Raw genomic sequence first — 506 nt, 5'->3', positions numbered from 1 at the left:
AAGGGCTCGGTCCAGGGCCCACAAATGGGAGCGATGTGACCATGGGGCGTTTCGACGACGTCTACAAATCCGCGATGCGGGACCCGGCGGGGTTCTGGGGCAAGGCGGCGGAGGACATTCACTGGATCGAGAAGTGGGACAAGGTCCTCGACGATTCCGATCCGCCCTATTACCGCTGGTTTGCCGGCGGCACCCTGAACACCTGCTACAACGCGGTCGACCGTCATGTGAAGGACGGGCGCGGCGAGCAGGCGGCGATCATCTACGACTCCCCGGTCACCGACACCCTCTCGCATCTCACCTACCGCCAGCTGCAGGACCAGGTGGCGCGCTGTGCCGGCGCGCTGGCGGCGCGCGGCGTGGCCAAGGGCGACCGCGTCATCATCTACATGCCGATGGTGCCGGAGGCGCTGATCGCCATGCTGGCCTGCGCGCGGCTGGGGGCGGTGCACTCGGTGGTGTTCGGCGGTTTCGCCGCCAACGAGCTGGCGACGCGCATCGACGAC

At 67.6% G+C, this 506-nt stretch carries 1 protein-coding gene; it reads left to right on the top strand.

The features are described 5' to 3' along the window. Positions 1-41: 41 nt before the first annotated feature. A partial coding sequence (locus ACKGJN_RS16900) for an acetyl-coenzyme A synthetase N-terminal domain-containing protein (protein ID WP_409540747.1) occupies positions 42-506 on the top strand: 465 nt, incomplete at its 3' end.

Origin of the sequence: Gillisia xinjiangensis, assembly GCF_046298265.1 — a bacterium.
In the GTDB taxonomy this organism is placed as follows: domain Bacteria; phylum Bacteroidota; class Bacteroidia; order Flavobacteriales; family Flavobacteriaceae; genus Gillisia; species Gillisia xinjiangensis.
This window is presented reverse-complemented; position numbering and strand designations above follow the sequence as displayed.